20 protein-coding genes are annotated in these 19,431 nt (G+C 34.1%); 13 read left to right on the top strand and 7 right to left on the bottom strand.

The window, feature by feature from the left end; all coding sequences use genetic code 11:
- Positions 1 to 1,755, top strand: a complete 1,755-nt coding sequence (locus tag ACHAJD_RS03770; protein ID WP_435584533.1) for an NADH-dependent [FeFe] hydrogenase, group A6 — start codon at positions 1 to 3, stop codon at positions 1,753 to 1,755.
- A gap of 29 nt (positions 1,756 to 1,784) precedes the next feature.
- Here ACHAJD_RS03770 and ACHAJD_RS03765 read toward each other — a convergent pair whose 3' ends face one another.
- From ACHAJD_RS03765 to ACHAJD_RS03740, 6 genes are all read right to left on the bottom strand, one after another.
- Positions 1,785 to 3,044 carry a pyridoxal phosphate-dependent aminotransferase gene (locus ACHAJD_RS03765; protein ID WP_435584532.1) on the bottom strand — a complete coding sequence of 420 codons (1,260 nt, stop codon included), beginning with the start codon at positions 3,042 to 3,044 and terminating at the stop codon, positions 1,785 to 1,787.
- 15 nt (positions 3,045 to 3,059) lie between these two features.
- Positions 3,060 to 4,679, bottom strand: coding sequence for a phosphoenolpyruvate carboxykinase (ATP) (locus ACHAJD_RS03760; RefSeq protein ID WP_435584531.1), 1,620 nt, complete (start codon positions 4,677 to 4,679; stop codon positions 3,060 to 3,062).
- Between the two features lie 48 nt (positions 4,680 to 4,727).
- Positions 4,728 to 5,846, bottom strand: a complete 1,119-nt coding sequence (locus ACHAJD_RS03755) for a Leu/Phe/Val dehydrogenase (RefSeq protein WP_435584530.1) — start codon at positions 5,844 to 5,846, stop codon at positions 4,728 to 4,730.
- 17 nt (positions 5,847 to 5,863) lie between these two features.
- Positions 5,864 to 6,772, bottom strand: a complete 909-nt coding sequence (locus ACHAJD_RS03750) for a bifunctional enoyl-CoA hydratase/phosphate acetyltransferase (protein WP_435584529.1) — start codon at positions 6,770 to 6,772, stop codon at positions 5,864 to 5,866.
- Positions 6,773 to 6,791: 19 nt separating this feature from the next.
- The gene (buk, locus tag ACHAJD_RS03745) at positions 6,792 to 7,862 is read right to left on the bottom strand and encodes a butyrate kinase (protein ID WP_435584528.1); all 1,071 of its coding nucleotides are present in this window, start codon (positions 7,860 to 7,862) and stop codon (positions 6,792 to 6,794) included.
- Positions 7,863 to 8,011: 149 nt separating this feature from the next.
- The gene (locus ACHAJD_RS03740; RefSeq protein ID WP_435584527.1) at positions 8,012 to 9,397 is read right to left on the bottom strand and encodes a tryptophanase; all 1,386 of its coding nucleotides are present in this window, start codon (positions 9,395 to 9,397) and stop codon (positions 8,012 to 8,014) included.
- Positions 9,398 to 9,556: 159 nt separating this feature from the next.
- Here ACHAJD_RS03740 and ACHAJD_RS03735 point away from each other — a divergent pair, with 159 nt between their 5' ends.
- On the top strand, positions 9,557 to 10,663 hold the full coding sequence (locus ACHAJD_RS03735; RefSeq protein ID WP_435584526.1) for an NADH-dependent flavin oxidoreductase: 1,107 nt from the start codon (positions 9,557 to 9,559) through the stop codon (positions 10,661 to 10,663).
- 52 nt (positions 10,664 to 10,715) lie between these two features.
- Positions 10,716 to 11,066: a hypothetical protein gene (locus ACHAJD_RS03730; RefSeq protein ID WP_435584525.1), complete on the top strand. Its 351-nt coding sequence runs from the start codon at positions 10,716 to 10,718 to the stop codon at positions 11,064 to 11,066.
- 8 nt (positions 11,067 to 11,074) lie between these two features.
- Here ACHAJD_RS03730 and ACHAJD_RS03725 read toward each other — a convergent pair whose 3' ends face one another.
- A complete protein-coding gene (locus tag ACHAJD_RS03725; RefSeq protein ID WP_435584524.1) occupies positions 11,075 to 11,476 on the bottom strand; it encodes a rhodanese-like domain-containing protein in 402 nt (133 codons plus the stop codon).
- Between the two features lie 142 nt (positions 11,477 to 11,618).
- Between ACHAJD_RS03725 and ACHAJD_RS03720 the strand changes: the two genes are divergently transcribed.
- The 10 genes from ACHAJD_RS03720 (at position 11,619) to ACHAJD_RS03675 (ending at position 19,383) form a co-directional block, all read left to right on the top strand.
- Positions 11,619 to 11,933, top strand: a complete 315-nt coding sequence (locus ACHAJD_RS03720; protein ID WP_435584523.1) for a hypothetical protein — start codon at positions 11,619 to 11,621, stop codon at positions 11,931 to 11,933.
- Between the two features lie 9 nt (positions 11,934 to 11,942).
- Positions 11,943 to 12,968, top strand: coding sequence for a hypothetical protein (locus tag ACHAJD_RS03715; RefSeq protein WP_435584522.1), 1,026 nt, complete (start codon positions 11,943 to 11,945; stop codon positions 12,966 to 12,968).
- A 61-nt stretch (positions 12,969 to 13,029) separates the two neighbouring features.
- Positions 13,030 to 13,587 (top strand): elongation factor P, encoded by a 558-nt coding sequence (gene efp / locus ACHAJD_RS03710; RefSeq protein ID WP_435584521.1) that lies wholly within the window; start codon positions 13,030 to 13,032, stop codon positions 13,585 to 13,587.
- A gap of 15 nt (positions 13,588 to 13,602) precedes the next feature.
- Positions 13,603 to 14,958 (top strand): hemolysin family protein, encoded by a 1,356-nt coding sequence (locus ACHAJD_RS03705; protein ID WP_435584520.1) that lies wholly within the window; start codon positions 13,603 to 13,605, stop codon positions 14,956 to 14,958.
- A gap of 1 nt (position 14,959) precedes the next feature.
- A complete protein-coding gene (locus tag ACHAJD_RS03700; RefSeq protein ID WP_435584519.1) occupies positions 14,960 to 15,694 on the top strand; it encodes a pseudouridine synthase in 735 nt (244 codons plus the stop codon).
- A gap of 79 nt (positions 15,695 to 15,773) precedes the next feature.
- Complete coding sequence (locus tag ACHAJD_RS03695; RefSeq protein ID WP_435584518.1) at positions 15,774 to 16,289, top strand: hypothetical protein; 516 nt, start codon at positions 15,774 to 15,776, stop codon at positions 16,287 to 16,289.
- A 116-nt stretch (positions 16,290 to 16,405) separates the two neighbouring features.
- Entirely contained in the window at positions 16,406 to 17,149 is a 744-nt protein-coding gene (locus ACHAJD_RS03690) for a DUF5058 family protein (RefSeq protein WP_435584517.1), read from the top strand.
- Positions 17,146 to 17,799, top strand: a complete 654-nt coding sequence (locus ACHAJD_RS03685; protein ID WP_435584516.1) for a hypothetical protein — start codon at positions 17,146 to 17,148, stop codon at positions 17,797 to 17,799. The genes ACHAJD_RS03690 and ACHAJD_RS03685 overlap by 4 nt, the downstream gene beginning before the upstream one ends.
- 12 nt (positions 17,800 to 17,811) lie before the next feature.
- Positions 17,812 to 19,245, top strand: a complete 1,434-nt coding sequence (locus tag ACHAJD_RS03680; RefSeq protein ID WP_435584515.1) for a M20/M25/M40 family metallo-hydrolase — start codon at positions 17,812 to 17,814, stop codon at positions 19,243 to 19,245.
- Between the two features lie 12 nt (positions 19,246 to 19,257).
- Positions 19,258 to 19,383: a hypothetical protein gene (locus tag ACHAJD_RS03675; RefSeq protein ID WP_435584514.1), complete on the top strand. Its 126-nt coding sequence runs from the start codon at positions 19,258 to 19,260 to the stop codon at positions 19,381 to 19,383.
- Positions 19,384 to 19,431: the final 48 nt, after the last annotated feature.

The raw sequence follows: 19,431 nt of genomic DNA, 5'->3' as shown, positions 1-19,431 counted from the left end.
ATGAAACTTATAGAAAAAATGATTACAGTATACATCAATGATATAAAAGTTAATGTCGAAGCAGGGACTACGGTCTTAGAAGCAGCAAAAAAAGTTGGCATCCATATTCCTACATTATGTCACTTAGACTTACATGATATTGGTGTAGTAAATAAAAGTGCCAATTGCCGTATTTGCGTGGTTGAACAGGAAAATAAAAATGTACTAGTTCCTTCATGTGCTGAAAAAGTATTTGAAGGGATGCGTATTCAAACCGATTCACTAAAAGCTGTTATGGGTAGAAGAACGAGTTTAGAACTGCTCTTATCAAATCACCCACAAGATTGCTTAACCTGTGTTAAAAATCTTGATTGCGAGTTACAATCTTTAGCGCATGAAATGAACATAAAAGAGATTCGTTATCAAGGGGAAAAAATGAATCACCCTAAGGATAATACCTCACGTGGGATTATTAAAGATTCAAACAAATGTATTATGTGTAGACGATGCGTTACGATGTGTGATGACGTTCAAACGGTTGGGGTTTTAAGTCCTTTAAAGCGTGGATTTGATGTAGTTGTTGCAACTGCATTTCATCTTGATTTAGCCGATACAAGTTGTACGTACTGCGGACAATGTATTTCGGTTTGTCCAACAGCTGCACTTGCTGAAATGGATGATTCTCCTAAGGTATGGCGTGCATTAAACAAACCTAATAAACATGTAATTGTTCAAGTTGCACCTGCTGTACGAGTAGCAATCGGTGAAGAGTTTGGCTTTGCACCAGGTGAAATCTCAACTGGAAAAATTGTAACAGCGTTAAAACGTATGGGATTTGATAGTGTATTTGATACAAACTTTGGTGCAGATTTAACGATTGTAGAAGAAGCGACTGAGTTAATGCACCGTATTGAACATGGTGGACGCTTACCAATGTTAACATCGTGCTGTCCTGCATGGGTTAAGTTTATCGAACATCAATTTCCTGAGTTGTTAGATGTCCCATCATCATGTAAATCACCACAGCAAATGGTAGGATCATTAATTAAAACTTATTATGCAGAAAGTAATAATATTAATCCCAAAGATATCATCTCCGTTTCAGTAATGCCTTGTGTTGCAAAAAAAGCAGAAGCTGCACGAGAAGAACTTAATGAAGATGGTCTTATGGATGTTGATTTTGTTATTACAACACGTGAGTTAGCACGAATGCTAAAAGAAGCAGCCATTGATTTTAAACAATTAAATGACACCCCTTTTGATATGCTCTTAGGTGAGTCAACTGGTGCAGCTGCAATTTTTGGTACAACAGGTGGCGTCATCGAAGCTGCAACACGTACTGCTTATGAAATGATTACAGGTAAAGAACTTAAAGAAGTCAATTTTAAACAAATGAGAGGCTTTGAAGGCATTCGTGAAGCGACGATTGATATAGAAGGTACGCCTTTAAGAATTGGCATTGCACATGAACTAGGGAATGCAAGAAAATTACTTGAATCGATTCGCGATGGCAAAAGTCACTTTGATGTTATTGAAATTATGGCTTGTCCAGGTGGATGTATTGGTGGTGGAGGGCAACCCTATCACCACGGTAATATTCAAACACTTAAAAAAAGACAAGAAGCATTATATGCTATTGATAAAGCCGCTCCACGTAGAAAATCACATGAAAATGAAATGGTCTTAAAACTCTATGAAGAGTTCTTAGATAAACCAGGGTCTCCTAAAGCCCATAAACTTCTTCACACCTCTTATAGCGCGAAACCGCGTATATAAAAAAAGGCTCGATTATCGAGCCTTTTTGCTTATTCTCTAGTTTCTAATAATTCATCTAGTGCATCTTTAACGCGTTTTGCAAGTCCGTAAGTTTTATCTTTTGGAATACTACAAATGGCAACACGTAATCCACCATAAACATTAACAAAGAAAATGTTTAATGTTTTTAATTTTAAGTGAAGTTCATTTTTAATAACTTGTCTGTCGATTCTAATAGTAACGAAGAAGCCCTCTTTGTAAGGATAGATTGGTAATCCGACCTCATTAGCCTCTTTAACAAAGATTTCAGCGCGTTCTTTTAATAAATCAACATAAAAGTTTTTTTCTTTTAAATAGGTTGCTTTTAGTTCTTTATTCAAGGCAATATCAGAAAATAATTTCATTCCGCCAGTATTAACAGTAGACCAATACCCTCTTGCAGTATTGCCACAAGCATTACGTAATTTTAAACGTTGTTTTTCATTACTTGAAATTAATACTTGTGCGCCTACTCTCATGCCATAAGCTGATAATGTTTTAGATATACTAAATGACACAACGGTTAGTATATTTTCAGGTAACCCAACGAAGCGTTGGAATATTTTCTTATAGTCATCACCAGTTAAATTAAAATCGATATACGCAATATCATGTAAAAGGATAAATGCTCCCTTTTCACTTAATTCTTTGGCAACATCTAACACTTGTGTCCATTCATCTTCGGTCATCGTATAACCAGTAGGGTTTTGGCACGGGTCATTAATAAAGACTAATACTTTACCTTGTTCTTGCATTACTTTCGTACAAACTTCTTTAAAAGAAGTAATATTAAATTGATCGTTTTCATCAAACAAGGTATAGGTTTCAATCGGCGTTCTTTGTTCTTTAGCAATCGTCGTATAAGGCCCCCATCCTATATCAGGATGAATAACGGTTTGACCTGGAACTAAAGTATTCTTAATAGTGCTACTTAAAGCGCCTGTTCCACCCGGTGTTGCGATGACATCACAGTCAATATCTAAGCCTACACTTTTAAATAACCAGTCTTTAACTGCTTCTTGAAAATCAGGTGAGCCCATAATGCTTGGGGCATAACGTGCTTTTGTAATATCATCAATTTTATCAAAAGTACGATAGACTGTATCAAAAGTTAACAGTTTTCCAGTTTCGTCAAAATAGGTTCCAAAAGCGCCATTTACAACGTTTTCTGGACCATATTTTTTACTCGCATCTATGGCACCTTGACTTGCCTCAAATACAGTATCAACAATTTCTTTATCATGAACAACTTCACTTATAAATAATTTCATTTAAGTCACCTCGTGCTATTTGTTTAGACGACTTTCAATACTCTCATAGGCTTCATCAGGGAGTATATCACGTGGGTCTAAAGCTTTTAAATATTCTATTCTACTATGCATACGCTCATTAAATGAATCAATGTATTTTGAATCACTTAGAGGTGGGATAAAGCCATCAATCACTGCGAATGCAGTATCTTTTAGTGGTGTAAATGTTTCAAACTTAATAGAACCTTCCACGATACTTTCAATTGCACCAAGGGTAACTTTTGGTGGAATTTTTTTATCTAAGAAATGTCCGGTATTAATAACATAACATTCTACCTTATGATTTTCAAATAAATCTTTAAATTTATCAAAATCATGGGAAAGTGGATAAAGTCTAAATGGATTGGCATAAGGTACCATCGCAAGTTTAGTTGTATCAGCACCATGTTCAGCACTACTACGTTTCGTTGCAAGGGTTGCGCCTAAAGTAGAGGCTAATGTACTTGAGTTAACTTTTAAGAGTGGTGGTAGTGTATCATCTTTCATAATCCAAAAAATCGCATTGACTTTTTCATCGAATTTATAAAGACGTGCAGGGGTCCAAAACTTAGATTTAATTGCGCGTCCATTACCGGATTGAATATCTTCAGTAACAGGCACAACAAATCCGTTTTCATCTAAAGTAGCGCCAGTATTTTGCATCGTAATTAAGTACTTGTTATCTTCACTGTCTGTTGGATAGTCTTGAACTTTATCAAAATAGGTTGGTTCTAAACTCACACTCGAGGCATCTTTATTCGAAATAACAAATGCATCATCATGTAAAACAGTAATATCATATTTATTATTATGTTTTGAGTGGGTAATTGTGCTCTTTCCAGAACCAGATAGTCCAAACACACCCATAACATACGATTTATCTTTTAAGTTAAAACGTTTTTGTCCACCATGACATGCGGTGAATCCATTACGTTGGGCAATACTCCAGGCCATTGTAAGTGAGCCTTTTTTGTGTTCACCAAAATAGCGTAAACCAAATAATGCAGCACAGTTATGGTCGCGGTCAAATAATGCCAACCCATCTTCAAAACCGTCTACAAATATGTCTGGATCAGAATATAAGAAGATATCACCTTCGTCAAATACGTGTGAATTCTTATACATCATTAGTGTTTCTTCATCCATTACTTGGAAGTTCAGCATCCAAGAATACATGGTGTTTTCAAACCCTTCAGGAATAAGCAAATGGGCTCTAACTGTAAAATCTTCATGTAATCCGATTACAACGGTTGCATGATACATTGTGCGGTCACGATTTTCGTAAATACAATCACGAATAATGTTCGCATAATGATCTAGGTTTGATTTATCGATTAAACGACGTGCTTGAGCTTGTCTTCCTGTAATGATACCATCATTAAAAAGTAAGACTTTAGCATCTATTGGTAATCCGAGTTCATCTGCACGGTGTACGGGTAGGTCCGTAATGATTGTCCCAGGTGAATGCTTCGCTAACTGGTAAGCTTCTTCAAGAGAAGTGATTTTTATAACATTGTTTTTGTAAAATGCCGTTTCAATGGTTGTACGAATACGGTTATACAGTTTTGGACTTTTCAATCCGATATCTGTACGATTTAACTGATGTTTAGTTGCCATGAAAAAACTTCCTTTCTATCGATAAAAAAGCAGTAAACTGCTTTTTTATTACTCAATATTCCATTTAAATTTATTTCTTGCATGAACGTAATCGCTTTTTACACGCATCATTTTTTCAATACGACGCTCAGCCATAATATTAGCAGCTTTGTAAGTAGGAATACTTTCATCTTTACTAATGCGATATATTTCCATTAAACGGTCATAGATACTTTCGGTTGTTTGAATCGCACTTGGTTCATGGTAACCAATCATTTCATGATACACATTGATAACGCCACCAGCGTTAATTACATAATCTGGTGCATATAAAATACCTAATTCATGTAATTTATCACCATGTCGTTCTTCTTTAAGGACATTATTTGCAGCTCCTGCAATAATTGAACATCTTAACTGTGGAATGGTTTCATCATTGATGATTGCCCCAATCGCATTTGGCGAGAAAATATCCGCTTTTTTACCATAAATTTCATCTGGTTCTACATACACTGCAAGAGGATATAATTTTTTAAATTGCTCTACACGCTCTTTATCTATATCTGTAAAATAAATGCGACGAAGGTTATGTTCTTTTAAATACTGAACCATTTCTTGCACAACAGCTCCAACCCCTTGGAAAGCAATGGTTAAGTCGTCTAAATTATCTTTACCTAATTTTTCTTTAACAGAAGCTAAAATTCCAACATATGTTCCACGAGCAGTTAAAATAGTAGTAGAACCTGCTCCTTTTCTTAAAACCCCTGAAACGTAATCAGTTTCCATGTCCATGTATTCACAATCTTTTAACGTGATATTCATATCTTGCCCTGTATAAACACGACCATTTAAGCTTTGAATATAACGTCCATATGAACGGAAGAACTCTTCACTTTTTAGTTTTTTAGGATCGCCAATAATAACAGTTTTACACCCACCAATATTTAAACCAGCAGCTGCGTTTTTATAAGTCATTCCTTTAGCTAAACGGGTTACATCGTATAATGCTTCCTCTTCACAAGAATAATTAAAAAAACGAGTTCCACCACAAGAAGGTCCTAAACGAGTATCATGAATACAAGTGATTCCTTTTAACCCTGTTTCTTTATTGTGAAAATAAATAATTTGTTCAAACCCACTATTTGTGTATTTGAATACATCATTGGTTAATTCATCTTTCTTTTTCATCGCGTTCTCCTTATTTTTTATTGTTTAATATCTGCAATTAAAGCAGATAAAGCTATCGAGTAAAATTTACTGTCTGTTGAATCAGCACGACTTGTTAAGACAATTGGTTTAGTTGCCCCAGCAATGACACTAGCACTTTTTGCACCAGCTAAGAACATCATGCTTTTGTAAAATATATTACCGGATTCAATTTGCGGCATCAATAACATATCAACATTACCAGCAATTGGATCAGTAATCCCTTTTGTTTCAGCGGCATCTTTGTTAATGGCGTTATCTAGTGCAAACGGCCCACCGATAATACACCCTTTTATTTCACCTTTTTGATTTTTAGCAACCAATGTTTCGGCATCTAATGTTGCTTGCATTTTAGGATTAATCTTTTCAACAGCGGCTAGGACACCGATTTTAGGTTCGTCAATGCCAATGGCATTTGCAATTACAATCGCATTTTCTATAATCTCTTGTTTAATTGCAGCGTCTGGGTCAATATTCATAGCGCCATCAGTCATCATAAGTAGTTTATGATAATTTGGTACTTCCATAACTGTAACATGTGAAATACGGTTTTTAGTGCGCAGACCATAGTCTTTATCTAAAGCAGCACGTAAGATGACAGCTGTATCAACATAGCCTTTCATTAAGAAGTAACCATCGTTTTGACTAACAAGTTTAACGGCAGTCTCACATGCTTCAACATCACTTACAATGTGAACAATTTCATAGCCTTCTTTTTCAATGCCTAAATCTTCTAGTGTTTCAAGAATACTTGCTTCATCACCTACTAAAATTGGCCTTATAATATTGGCTTCTTTAGCCTTATGTACAGCTTCTAAAACGTGATGGTCATTTGCAACAGCAACAACAAGTGTTTTGGTTTCTAAGGCTTGTGCACGTTCAACCAAATCGTTCATGGTTTTAATCATAAAACATCATCCCTCTTTTTTATTTATACTCTTTTGCGATTTCTTCACCTTTTAAGACTCTTAATCCACCCAGAGCTAATGCTTCCATTTCATCTTCTCCAGGGTAGACCATGATTGGTGAAATAAACTCGGTACGTTCTTTTATTAAGTTAATAGCAAATGTATCATAAGCAAGCCCACCAGTTAAAATAATGGCATCAACTTTGCCTTTTAATACCGTTGCACAACTGCCAATTTCTTTTGCGATTTGATAACACATAACACTATAAATAAACTTAGCGTGTTCGTCGCCGTCTTTAATTCTTTTTTCAATTTCATACCCATCATTTGTGCCTAAGTATGCAACCAATCCACCTTGTCCGTAATTCTTTTTCTGAATGTCTTTTAAGGTGTAATCACCAGTAAAAATCATTTTATAAAGGGGACCTAAAGGAACTGAACCACTACGTTCTGGAGACATGGGTCCGTCCCCATCCAGCGCATTATTAACATCAATAACGCGGCCCATTTGATGAGCACCAACACTAATGCCCCCACCAAGGTGAGCCACAATTAAATTAAGTTTGTTATAAGGTTTTTTTAAATCTCTAGCAGCTTTTAAAGCAACTGCTTTTTGATTCAAAGCGTGAAATAAACTATCACGTCTAATTTCAGGCATCCCAGTGTATCTAGCAATATCTTCCATCTCATCTACTGCGACTGGGTCGACTATAAATGATGGGATAGTATATTCATCACCAATCGCCTTAGCGATTACACACCCTAAATTAGATGCATGTTCACCACGAGGTGCTTTTTTAATATATTCAATCATCGCATCATTAACCGCGTAAGTTCCACCTTCAATCGGTTTTAGCATACCACCACGACCCACAACCGCATCTAAATCTTTAAGGTTGATATCGGATTTTTTTAATGCATCTAAGATTGCTTTTTCACGAAACTCATATTGATCTATAATGCGTTCATATTTAGTAATTTCATCACTTTCGTGTTTAACACTAACTTTAAACACACAAGTTTCATTTTCATAAACCGCAAGTTTAGTACTCGTAGAACCAGGGTTTATTGCAAGTATTTTTAATGACATATTGTCCTCCTTATTTCTTCCATTTAAACAACACGATACATTATAACATGTTAGCGTTTTCACCACAACTATATTTCAAGGAAAAGTTTAAAAAATATTTATTGATATTTACTAAGTCTTTAAAGCAAAAAAACGCCTTAAGCGTTTTTTTATTTAATTGGTTTTAAAATAGAAGTGAAGTGTCTTAATACAGGGCTTTCATATTCAAATGTAAGTCCTTTTAAACTGTTTCTGTTTTTATAAACATTAATAACAGCTTCTGCAACAACGTCTAAATGATTATAAGTATAAACACGTCTTGGTATGGTTAAACGCATAAACTCCATCGGACTTTCTAAGTTTTCTTTTGTATCAGGGTCCCTACCAAGTAAGAAAGAACCGATTTCAACTGCGCGAACGCCAGCTTCAAGATAGAGTTCATTTACAACACTTTGTGCTGGAAATTGATCAAACCGAATATGAGGGGCAAAGGCTTTACAATCTACAAATACAGCGTGCCCACCAATAGGATATTGTACAGGAACACCAGCATCTTTTAGACGGTCGCCTAAGTAGCGGACTTGATCTAAACGATGTTTTAAGTAAGCCTCATCTAAGGCTTCCATTAAGCCAACAGCTAAAGCCTCCATATCGCGTCCACTCATTCCACCATATGTAGGAAATCCTTCCATCGGTACTACAAATGTACGGCATTTTTGAAATAATGCGTCATCATTTTTAATGGCAATGATTCCGCCCATATTAACCAAACCATCTTTTTTAGCACTCATTAAAAATATATCAGCAAGTGAAAAAGCTTCTTGAGCAATTTCTAAAATACTTTTATCTTCATAACCTTTTTCACGCTCTTTAACAAAATAAGCATTTTCTGCATAACGAGCCCCATCAATTAAAACGGTAAGATCATATTTTTTAGCAATGGCTTTAACGGCATGGAGATTTTCCATACTTACAGGTTGGCCACCCGCAGAATTATTCGTAATTGTCATAATAATCCCAGCTATATTTTCTTTACCTTTTTCAATAATGATTTTTTCAAGTAGTTCTAAATCAAAGTTTCCTTTAAACGGATGATATTCACTCGTATTAAAACATTCGCTAATCACACAATCAATCGCACGTGCACCAGCAATCTCTACATGAGCACGCGTCGTATCAAAATGGATGTTCGAGATAAAATACATCCCTTTTTTATTGACTAACTGAGGAAGGACAACTTGTTCAGCCCCACGCCCTTGATGGGCAGGAATAAAATATTTATATTGTGTTATGTGTTTAACAACGCTTTCTAATCGGTAAAAACTTCGGCTTCCTGCATATGCTTCATCTCCACGCATTAAAGCTGCCCATTGATCTTGACTCATTGCACCGGTGCCTGAATCGGTTAATAGATCGATGTATACATCTTCACTTTTCAAAGAAAAAGGGTTATAACCCGCATTTTTTAAAAGTTGTACACGCTCACTTTTAGTCGTTTGTTTTAAAGGCTCCACCATTTTTATACGATAAGGTTCTGCCATATATTTTTTATCCATAATCCAACTCCTCATAATCTGATAAAACCATTATACACAACTAAGCACTAAAAATAAACCCTAAAATGAAAACGCTTTTATTTCGTTATTTAAAACAATGAGTATTTTCAGAAAAACAAACGCGCTATTATGCTATAATGCCTTTGAGGAGGGACCATTATGAATCCATTTAAACCCTATGAATTAAAGCAAGGCATCACATTAAGAAATAGACTCGTTATGGCACCTATGACCACGTATAGTAGTCAGCTAGATTTAACGGTATCAGATGAAGAGTTAAACTACTATTATTTACGTAGTCAATCATTAGGTATGGTCATCACAGCAGCAACAAGTGTCAATGAACAAGCGCAAGCATTTCCTTTACAAATAACATTGAAAAATGATTCTTATATACCATCAATGAAACGATTAGCTAAAGCCATTAAAGATGGTGGAGCAAAAGCCGTTGTTCAAATCCATCATGGTGGTAGAATGAATGATCCGAAACTATATGAAGATCATGAAAATATCGTTTCAGCTAGTAATGTGAAAGCCGAACGAGATCCTTATATTACCCCTCGTACCATGACAAAAGAGGAAATCTATCAAACCATTGAAGACTTTGCACAAGCTGCAAAACGGGCATTACTCGCTGGATTTGATGGTGTCGAACTTCATGGTGCGAACACTTATTTATTGCAACAATTTTTCTCACCCCATTCAAATCGTCGTAACGATGAGTTTGGAGGCACACTAACAAACCGCATGAAGTTTATCGAATTATTAATAAAAAGAACACACGAAATTATGCGCATGACAACAAATGAACCATTTATCTTAGGGTATCGTTTCTCACCTGAAGAACTAGAAGAACCAGGTATAACCATTGATGATACCAAAAAGCTCGTTCAAAAATTTAAAACATTACCACTAGATTATCTCCATATTTCATTAAGAAAATATAATCAAACCTCTAATAAAGATGCAGAGGATAACGTTAAAATTATTGATCATATTCAAGAAGCGTTAAATCACGAAATCCCGTTTATTGGTGTTGGCCAAATTGAAACAAAAGAAGCCGTAGAAGATGCGATTAAATCTGGCTATGACCTAGTTGCAGCGGGAATGATTTTATTATCAGATCCTAACTGGCCTCTTACGATTGAGCAAGGATTAACACCGAGTAAATTATTATCTAAAAACACACTACCAACTCCATTGTTTGAACGCTTAAAACGCAACGAAGCTGCATTTGCGCCAAGAGGATACACGTTTGAATCTTGAAAATAATGTACACTTTAGCTATAATTAAGTAAAAAACCTGTAGGAGGCATATATGTATCCTTTAGATGTAATTAAATCAACAAAATTAGCTAAAAAACTTGGCGGTCCACCAATTTTTAATGATGGTTATTTACAACATGTTTTAATCAATGCAGATACCGTTATTTTAGACATCAAAATACTTGCACAAAATAATCCACTATTAAATAACGATACACAAGTTAAACTTCATTTAAAAAAGATTCACTCTATTCGCTTTAATACCGATAGTAGTGATGCCTATATTATGATTATTCACGATATAGATGTTAGAAAAGAAGGTAATTTACTGCATCTAATTTTGGAATCTTCACTAGGTGAAATCAGTGAATTTATCTTTGAAAGTATCGAGTTAAACGATTAAAAAAAGCGCTAATTAGCGCTTTTTTCTTCATTTTTATATGCTTTGAATCCGCCATCTAACACATAGATAAACACATACCCTTTGCGTGCAAGTTTTTTAGCCAAACGATTAGCTTTTAATCCACTATTACAGTATATAAACAGCGGTTGGTCTTTTCTTACTTGGGTGGTGCGTTTAGATTTTAAATAGCCTGCTTTAAAATTTCTTGCCCCTTTAATACGATCTTTTTTAAAATCATCCGCTTTTCTTAAATCAATTAATTGACCTTTACGCATGTTTTTCTTAAAGGTTTCAACATCTAAAGACTCTACTTTTTTCAAACTTTTTTTGCGTTCACTACGTGTACTTAGCCACCATCCAATATAAAGTCCTAAGATAATTGAAATTAAGTATTGTAAATATCTTTCCATCATTTAACCTCCATTCAACGTTATTATAAAGATGCCTCATTTAAAAGTCAACGCTTTTAAGTTTGTAAAAACCTGTTAGATTTCCCTTCAAACACGTGAAACTATGGTATAATATATTCATCAAATTAAAGTAGGTGGCATCTTGGAAAGCAAAAAGATACTGTGGCCATATTTTTTAGGAATCTATATTGGGTTCAAAATGGTTACATTATTTATAATTGGAACCCATGTGTTTTCTTACAATCAACAAGGTTGGGGCAACCTGTTGATAGGTAGTGCCTATTTACTTTGGCCAATTTATATCCTTACTTTCCTTATTATTATGTATTATTATAGTAAAACTGATACATTCAGTCATCTTATTAAACCATTAAAGCACTCTTTATTTTTTCCACCTATTGGGGCACTATTTGGGGTTACTTTAATCAATTTATTTTTTAGTATTTTTAAAGTGTAGAGGTGTATTATGAAAGTTATCGAAGCTAAATATTTTGAGTTATTTAAAAGACCACTATCAACCTATAAACAGTTTAAAGTGATTAAGCGTATTAATCCACAAGCATATGTTTTATTACTTTTATTTGTTCTTGTTTTATCGTTATTTATTGTGGAACTGTTCAATGTGATTGATACAGCCATTGTAACAATTCCATTTTTAATCGTTGTTACTGTACTTTGTTTAGTGGGTCCAATCATCTATATATTTTATTATAAAAGACAAAATGTTGTGTTTACTGAGAAAGCAATCTTTAAACAAACCTATAAAAACGATTGGGTTGGGATTCCTTTTAGTAAAGTTCAACGCATGTTAACTGATCATGAAAAACGTTTGGTTCTTCTTTCAGATGATAAAAAAATTGCATTAAAATTCTCGTTATATGAAAGTGATTTAAAAGAGGTTCTTACGATTTTAAAATATCGAGGATTCTTTAACGAAAAACCACTTGATTACGAAGTGATTTTTGAAAATAATAAAATTAGAGTAGAAGAACTTATTGGTGTAATGAATCAAGATACTTCGCATTTATTTGAAAAATATATTAACAAATATAACTTCTTAACCCCAGGGTTTTTTGAAGAGATTATTTTTTATAATAATCAAATTTCACGCATACAGTTAACAGAGGCTAAACATGTTGTATTTTATCTTTCTCACTTAGATATAAAACCCAATCATCCAGAAAACACCAAATTTAAAGCGCAAAAAACAGATGAAGCCATTGTAATTTTTGAAAATGTTCAAGATGTTGAAGTCTTAAATATCAGTGGTGAAAATGATAGAGAAACCATTTTAGGGATTAATATTCAAACCCTAAGAGATACAACTAAAAATGCGATTATATTTGAAGCTGAGACAAAAGAACATGAGGTTGGGTTACACATTGAGTTTATTATGTCTCATGGTGTTAAAAAGCAACGTGTTAGGTTCGCGTTTACAGAAGTTATTGTAGGATGGAATAAATTAGTAGAAAACAGTTGGTTTGAAAAATAATAAACTGTTTGCACAATCTGCTTAAAACATATATAATATCTTCTAGACAAGGAGTGAAACAATGATTACTACAAATGATTTTAAAACAGGACTTACCATCCAACACGACGGTAACCTCTACGTTGTCTTAGAGTTCTTACACGTTAAACCAGGTAAAGGCAGTGCGTTTGTACGTAGTAAATTACGTAATTTACGTTCTGGAGCAGTAATTGAGAAAACATGGCGTGCTGGAGAAAAAGTTGCAACAGCAATGATCGATAAAAGTAAAACGCAATATTTATATGCCAATGGTGACATGCATGTATTTATGAATAACGAAACGTATGAACAAATCGAAATTCCTAAAGAAAATATTGAAGAACAATTAAACTTTTTAAAAGAAATGATGGAAGTAAACATAATTTCTTTCGAAAATGAAATTTTAGGTGTTGACCTACCGGAAAAAGTTGCTTTAAAAGTAGTAGAAGCAGCACCAGGTGTTAAAGGTAATACGGTAACGAATGCGACTAAAGATGCAATTTTAGAAACAGGTTATCGTGTACAAGTGCCATTATTTATTGAAGAGGGCGACGAAATTATCGTCAATACTCAAACCGGTAAATATAGCACTAAAGCATAAAGGAGTGAATGACAATTGGATTATCCCGCCAGGCTTTTAGCTATTTCCGACATATCTTGGATTAGCATAGCATTAATTATCGTGTTTTTACTTGTTTCTAGTTTCTTTTCTATGAGCGAAACTGTTTTTTCAAGCCTAAACATTATTCGTATTCGCACATTTATTGAAGATCACAAAAAAGGAAGTAAAAAAGCGTACTGGATTCATGATCATTTTGATCTTACGCTTTCAACGATATTAGTGGGTAATAATTTAGCCAACATCGCCCTTGCCACCATTAGCGTGGGCGTTTTTTCGCGTATATTTGAAAACTCAGAAACGTTAGTAATGGTATTTAACACATTTGTAATGACCACGATTATATTAATTTTTGGTGAGATTATCCCGAAAAGTTTGGCTAAAAAACATTCGGATGTTTTAGCACTAAAGATTAGTGGATTCTTATACATAGTGATTAAACTATTAAGACCGATTACTGCGATTTTTATTCTGATTAAGTCATGGTTTATTAAACCAGATAACCGTGTCACAATAAGCGTTACTGAGGATGAACTTGAAACCATCATTGATACAATGGAAGAAGAAGGTTCGATTGATGAAGATGAAGCTGAAATGCTACAAAGCGTACTTGATTTAAGTCAGCGTAAAGTTTATGAGATCATGACACCACGTGTGGATATGATTGCGATTGAAGTAGAAGATACGTTAGAAGAAATTAAAGAAGTCTTTTTTGAACATCAATTTTCACGCTTACCAGTATACGAGGAGTATCGAGATAATGTCATTGGTGTTTTAACCGAACGCGATTTCTTCACTTGTTTAATTAAAGGCGAATCCTTTAAGATTAGAGAAATGATGAAAACGCCAATATTCGTATCTAAATCGATGCGAGTAGACACTTTAATTGAAACCTTACAACGTGAAAATTCTCACCTTGCTATCGTCAGTGATGAGTTCGGTGGAACCAGTGGTATTGTTACAATGGAAGACGCTTTAGAAGAACTTGTTGGTGAGATTTATGATGAACATGATGACATCGATGAAGACCATTTAAAAATGTTAAATGAAAATGAATACGGGGTTAATGCAGATATGTATTTAGCCGATTTATTTGAAGAATTAGAGATAGGGAACCCACCTTCAAGTGATAAAACCATAGGAGCTTGGCTTTATGATATATTTGAAGATATTCCTGAGGTTGATATGACTTATACCATGCAACAAAAACTCATAACTTATCATCACAATGAAACCCCAAAAGTCGTTCAGTTAACTTTTATTATTAAAGAAATTAAAGATAGACGTATAAAATACGTTCATATTCAATTAAAAGAGATCTTAGAGTTAGAAGAAAGAAACGAGGAGGAATAAAATGGAACGTTTACAGAAAGTTATCGCCTCTAGTGGTCTTTGTTCTAGAAGGAAAGCAGAAGAACTAATTACTGCTGGTAAAGTACAAGTTAATGGCCAAAAAGTAACAGAACTTGGAACTAAAGTAACTAAAAACGACGAAGTTATAGTTAATGGGGTACCAATCAAAAAAGAAGCCCCAGTTTATTATGTGTTATATAAACCTGAAGGTTACGTAAGCACAACAAGTGATGAAAAAAATAGACGCACAGTTATAGATTTAGTGGATACTAGTTTAAGAGTATTTCCAGTTGGAAGACTTGATTATGACACCTCAGGTGTATTGTTATTAACAAATGACGGTGATTTCACTAACTTGATGATTCATCCAAAAAGTGGCATTGAAAAAGAATATGAAGTCACATTAAAAGGCTTTTTAAGAAAAGAATCAAGTAAAAAACTTGAAAAAGGTATTGTCATTGATGGCGTGAAAACCAAACGTGCCCGTATTAAAAACGTGGTTTATAATAAAGAAAGAGAAACCACTAAGTTAACCGTCATCATCACAGAAGGTAAATACCATCAAGTTAAAAGAATGTTTGAAATGTTTGACCATGAAGTTATAAAACTTAAACGTGTTCGTTTTGGAACCGTTACATTAAAAAATATGCACAAAGGCGAAGTGCGCTTGCTTAAGCCACACGAATACAAACAATTGATTGTATTAACAGAAAAACAAAAACAACAAAATCAATAAATGTTAAGAGTGTGTTAAGTTGTTGTCATAATAATTTAAGCTATGATAAAATGAAGACGCATGAAAACGAGGTGCGATTATGAAAAAACTAAATCATTACCAAAAAGATATTGCTTTCTTAGTCTTATTAATTGTATTACAGTTAGCATTTTCTTCGTTTTATCCGTTTAGAAACCCAGAAACTGCAACTGCAATTGAAGTAAGCCGTTCATTTTTACTTATGCGTTTTCATTTTGTAGATTTAAATATAACCCAAATTTACTTTCCAACCCTTACTGTTATTTACAGTTTATTACTGATTTACTTAGTATTACAAAAGTCAAAACAATTTGCATTAATCTATGGATTTGCAGTTGTTCTTGTTGCTAAAGTATATTATGTTACTGAGCTCTTTGCACTTGAGGGTATTTATACTAATTTAGAAACAACAGGTTTTTTATCTAAACAAGTGATGCACGAAGGCCAAATTGTGGCTCAAGACATTACATTATACTTATTATTCTTTTTATTAGTAATTAAGATTTTAATTTATGTCCATGACTTTTATATGTTTAAAAAATCAGAAGTAAAACCAACAATCCAATCAGAAAATTAAAGCCTTGAAAGAGGCTTTTTTTATTACTCAAAGGGCTTAATTATATAAAGAATTGTTTATATGAGGCGATTAAAGTATAATAAAATTAATTTTATACTATATTCTAGGGGGTCATTATGTTCAATCCTGAAGCGTCTTGGTTATTTGTCTTAGGCTTTATCGTTGTTATTTTTGTTATAAGTCAATCTATTTTTTTTCTTAATAAAGCATCCATAAGAGCAAAAGAGTTAGGCTTTACTAAAGAAGACATAAAAAAAACTGTAATTCAAGCGATGGTGTTTAGTGTTGCACCATCTGTGGCGATACTACTAGGCTTATTATTGCTTTCAAAAACATTAGGGGTTGTCGTGCCCTGGATCCGTTTGAGTGTACTAGGTGCGGTGACTTATGAAATGCCTGCAACGATTAACGTTGTTACACAAGTGTTTTCTAGTAATATGAGTTTAAGAATCACAGATCCGCAAATGTTTGTAACGGTTGTTTGGGTCATGACGTTTGGGGTATTACCCCCAATGATTATCATTCCCTTATTTCTTAAAAAAATCCAGGCTAGAGTCCGTTTAATGCGTGAAAAAGATAAAGCATGGGGCGAATTATTTATGCAAGCCATGTTCATTGGGATGATTTCGGCTTTTTTAGGCTATGTAATTGCCCCAAGAACCATAGAAGAAACAGGAGAAACCTATATTTCTTATTTAGCCATACTAACCTTTTTATCTGCAGCAATAATTATTAGTATCATAGGAATTATTATTAATAAATATAAACAAACTTGGTTAAGAAATTACGCAATTCCTATTAGTATGATTGGTGCGATGATTTTAGCGATTGTTTATGCAAGTATGGGGGTTATCCGATGAATAATTATAACGATAAAATTCATTTTTGGGGTAGAAGTTGGATGTTAAGTGCGTTGTTTTTAATGTTACTTATTCCGGTTATTATCAGTATTGGGTTTAGTACTTGGCCAAAATTAAATGATTTTTTATATGGTTTTTATTTAACAGCCATCATATTTTGGGTGGTTACGACGATTGAAGTATTTACCTATTCTCCGATGCTTGGTAGTGGTGGAACCTACTTAGGGTTTGTTACAGGAAACTTAACCAATCTAAAAGTTCCTGCAGCCATGAATGCACTCAATAATTTAAATGTAGAAATGGGGAGCGAAAAAGGGGAAGTTATCTCAACTATTGCCATTGCTGCAAGTAGTATTATTACTACGATTATTATCTTATTAGGGGCAATCCTTATATTACCCATGACGCCACTGCTTGAATCCCCATTTTTAGTTCCAGCATTTGAAAATACAACCCCAGCTTTGTTCGGGGCACTTGGTATGGTTTACTTAGCGAAAAACTTTAAAATTGCATTACCGTCCATTATCCTTATGAGTGTATTATTTCTCACGATTCCTGGTTCTAGTGGATTGTTAGGGATATTTATCCCAGTAAGCTGTTTGATTGCGGTATTTACTGCAAGAATTATTTACAATAAACAAAAAGCATAAGGAGGGGTTAAAATGATTACTTTTTATATAAGTATGAGTTTATTATTTATTCTTATTTGTGTTATCATCATTAGAACCATTAATTTTAAAGAGAACTTTCAATCTCACCCAAAACATAAAGTTAAACTAGATGAAACGCACGCAATTGAATCGCTAAAGGCGATGATAAAATTTAAAACCATATCACATGTTGATCCATCAAAAATAGATAATGCACCTTTTGAGATGTTTATTGAATATTTAATGCAACGCTATAAAACTGTTGTAAAACACGCTGAAATTATCCGCATTGAACCGATGGGACTTATCTTTAAAATTAAAGGGGATGCCCATGAACACCCAACGGTGCTCATGTCTCATTTTGATGTTGTCCCTGAAAACGGACTATGGGAACATGATCCATTTTTAGGTGAAATCATTGAGGGTTATATTTACGGTAGAGGTACACTCGATACAAAAGGCACCTTATGTGCTGTGATGGAATCCGTAGAACATCACTTAAAAAAACTGTATACATTTAAAGAAGATTTGTATTTATGCTTTTCAGGCGATGAAGAAGTTTATGGCAAAAGCGCACACAATATGGTCGCTTACTTAGATAAACACCATATTAAACCAGCACTCGTTTTAGATGAAGGCGGCGCAGTCGTAAAAGATATATTTCCTAACGTAAAAGAATCTATTGCGGTTATTGGCATTAGTGAAAAAGGCGTATTAAGTTTAAAACTTACGGCATCTTCATCTGGAGGGCATGCAGCGATGCCGCCAAAAGACACCCCCATTACACAACTGTCTAAAGCAGTTGTTAAACTTAATCAACCCAAACATTTCAAACTAACCTTAACAGAAGGTGTATACGCAATGTTTGATACGGTTGCTCGCTATTCAAAAAGTTTTATTATTAGAATGATATTTGCGAACTTATGGGTGTTTTCACCATTAGTCAAACAAATGGCTAGCCGTTCAGGCGGTGAATTATTATCACTCATGAAAACAACCCAAGCTTTTACAATGATGGAAGGTAGTGAAGCCATAAATGTCTTACCAACAAAAGCAAGTGTTGGAATTAATTACAGGTTATTAACAAACCAAACAGGTGAAAAGACCATTCAATCAATCAAAAAAATTATTAACAATGATCACATACAAGTCAATACGCTTTATTTAAGTGACCCACCGTCATTATCTAAAAGAGACTTAAATTATCAAAAAATCGTAGACACAATTTATGAAACCTTTGAAGAAACCATTCCAACCCCTTATCTTATGATGGCCACTACAGATTCTAGACACTATCATAAAATAAGTGAAAATGTTTACCGATTTAGCCCAATGCGTTTATCAAAAGAAGGACTAAAAACCATTCATGGCGTAAACGAAAAAATTCACAAAGACGACTTTATTGAATGTGTTAAATTTTACATTAATTTACTAAAAAAACTGTAAGGGAGAATAAAAATGCAAGAAGTAGGGTGTTTTTCACTTATTATCTTAGTACTTACAATTATTGCATGTATTGCGTTCTTACCACTTAGTCAAACGATTGTTTTAGGGATAGAATACAGTAGCTATACCCATATGTAAAAAAAAGAATTACTGCCAAGTCAAAGGCAGTAATTCTTTTAATGTAAG

The organism is Liberiplasma polymorphum (assembly GCF_043951795.1).
In the GTDB taxonomy this organism is placed as follows: Bacteria; Bacillota_I; Bacilli_A; order Izemoplasmatales; family Izemoplasmataceae; genus Liberiplasma; species Liberiplasma polymorphum.
This window is presented reverse-complemented; position numbering and strand designations above follow the sequence as displayed.

Bases quoted from the DNA above. Each gene is read 5' to 3' on its own strand.
- ACHAJD_RS03770 (WP_435584533.1), top strand. From the start codon at position 1: ATGAAACTTATAGAAAAAATGATTACAGTATACATCAATGATATAAAA.
- ACHAJD_RS03765 (WP_435584532.1), bottom strand. From the start codon at position 3,044: ATGAAATTATTTATAAGTGAAGTTGTTCATGATAAAGAAATTGTTGAT.
- ACHAJD_RS03760 (WP_435584531.1), bottom strand. From the start codon at position 4,679: ATGGCAACTAAACATCAGTTAAATCGTACAGATATCGGATTGAAAAGT.
- ACHAJD_RS03755 (WP_435584530.1), bottom strand. From the start codon at position 5,846: ATGAAAAAGAAAGATGAATTAACCAATGATGTATTCAAATACACAAAT.
- ACHAJD_RS03750 (WP_435584529.1), bottom strand. From the start codon at position 6,772: ATGATTAAAACCATGAACGATTTGGTTGAACGTGCACAAGCCTTAGAA.
- buk (WP_435584528.1), bottom strand. From the start codon at position 7,862: ATGTCATTAAAAATACTTGCAATAAACCCTGGTTCTACGAGTACTAAA.
- ACHAJD_RS03740 (WP_435584527.1), bottom strand. From the start codon at position 9,397: ATGGATAAAAAATATATGGCAGAACCTTATCGTATAAAAATGGTGGAG.
- ACHAJD_RS03735 (WP_435584526.1), top strand. From the start codon at position 9,557: ATGAATCCATTTAAACCCTATGAATTAAAGCAAGGCATCACATTAAGA.
- ACHAJD_RS03730 (WP_435584525.1), top strand. From the start codon at position 10,716: ATGTATCCTTTAGATGTAATTAAATCAACAAAATTAGCTAAAAAACTT.
- ACHAJD_RS03725 (WP_435584524.1), bottom strand. From the start codon at position 11,476: ATGGAAAGATATTTACAATACTTAATTTCAATTATCTTAGGACTTTAT.
- ACHAJD_RS03715 (WP_435584522.1), top strand. From the start codon at position 11,943: ATGAAAGTTATCGAAGCTAAATATTTTGAGTTATTTAAAAGACCACTA.
- efp (WP_435584521.1), top strand. From the start codon at position 13,030: ATGATTACTACAAATGATTTTAAAACAGGACTTACCATCCAACACGAC.
- ACHAJD_RS03700 (WP_435584519.1), top strand. From the start codon at position 14,960: ATGGAACGTTTACAGAAAGTTATCGCCTCTAGTGGTCTTTGTTCTAGA.
- ACHAJD_RS03695 (WP_435584518.1), top strand. From the start codon at position 15,774: ATGAAAAAACTAAATCATTACCAAAAAGATATTGCTTTCTTAGTCTTA.
- ACHAJD_RS03690 (WP_435584517.1), top strand. From the start codon at position 16,406: ATGTTCAATCCTGAAGCGTCTTGGTTATTTGTCTTAGGCTTTATCGTT.
- ACHAJD_RS03685 (WP_435584516.1), top strand. From the start codon at position 17,146: ATGAATAATTATAACGATAAAATTCATTTTTGGGGTAGAAGTTGGATG.
- ACHAJD_RS03680 (WP_435584515.1), top strand. From the start codon at position 17,812: ATGATTACTTTTTATATAAGTATGAGTTTATTATTTATTCTTATTTGT.
- ACHAJD_RS03675 (WP_435584514.1), top strand. From the start codon at position 19,258: ATGCAAGAAGTAGGGTGTTTTTCACTTATTATCTTAGTACTTACAATT.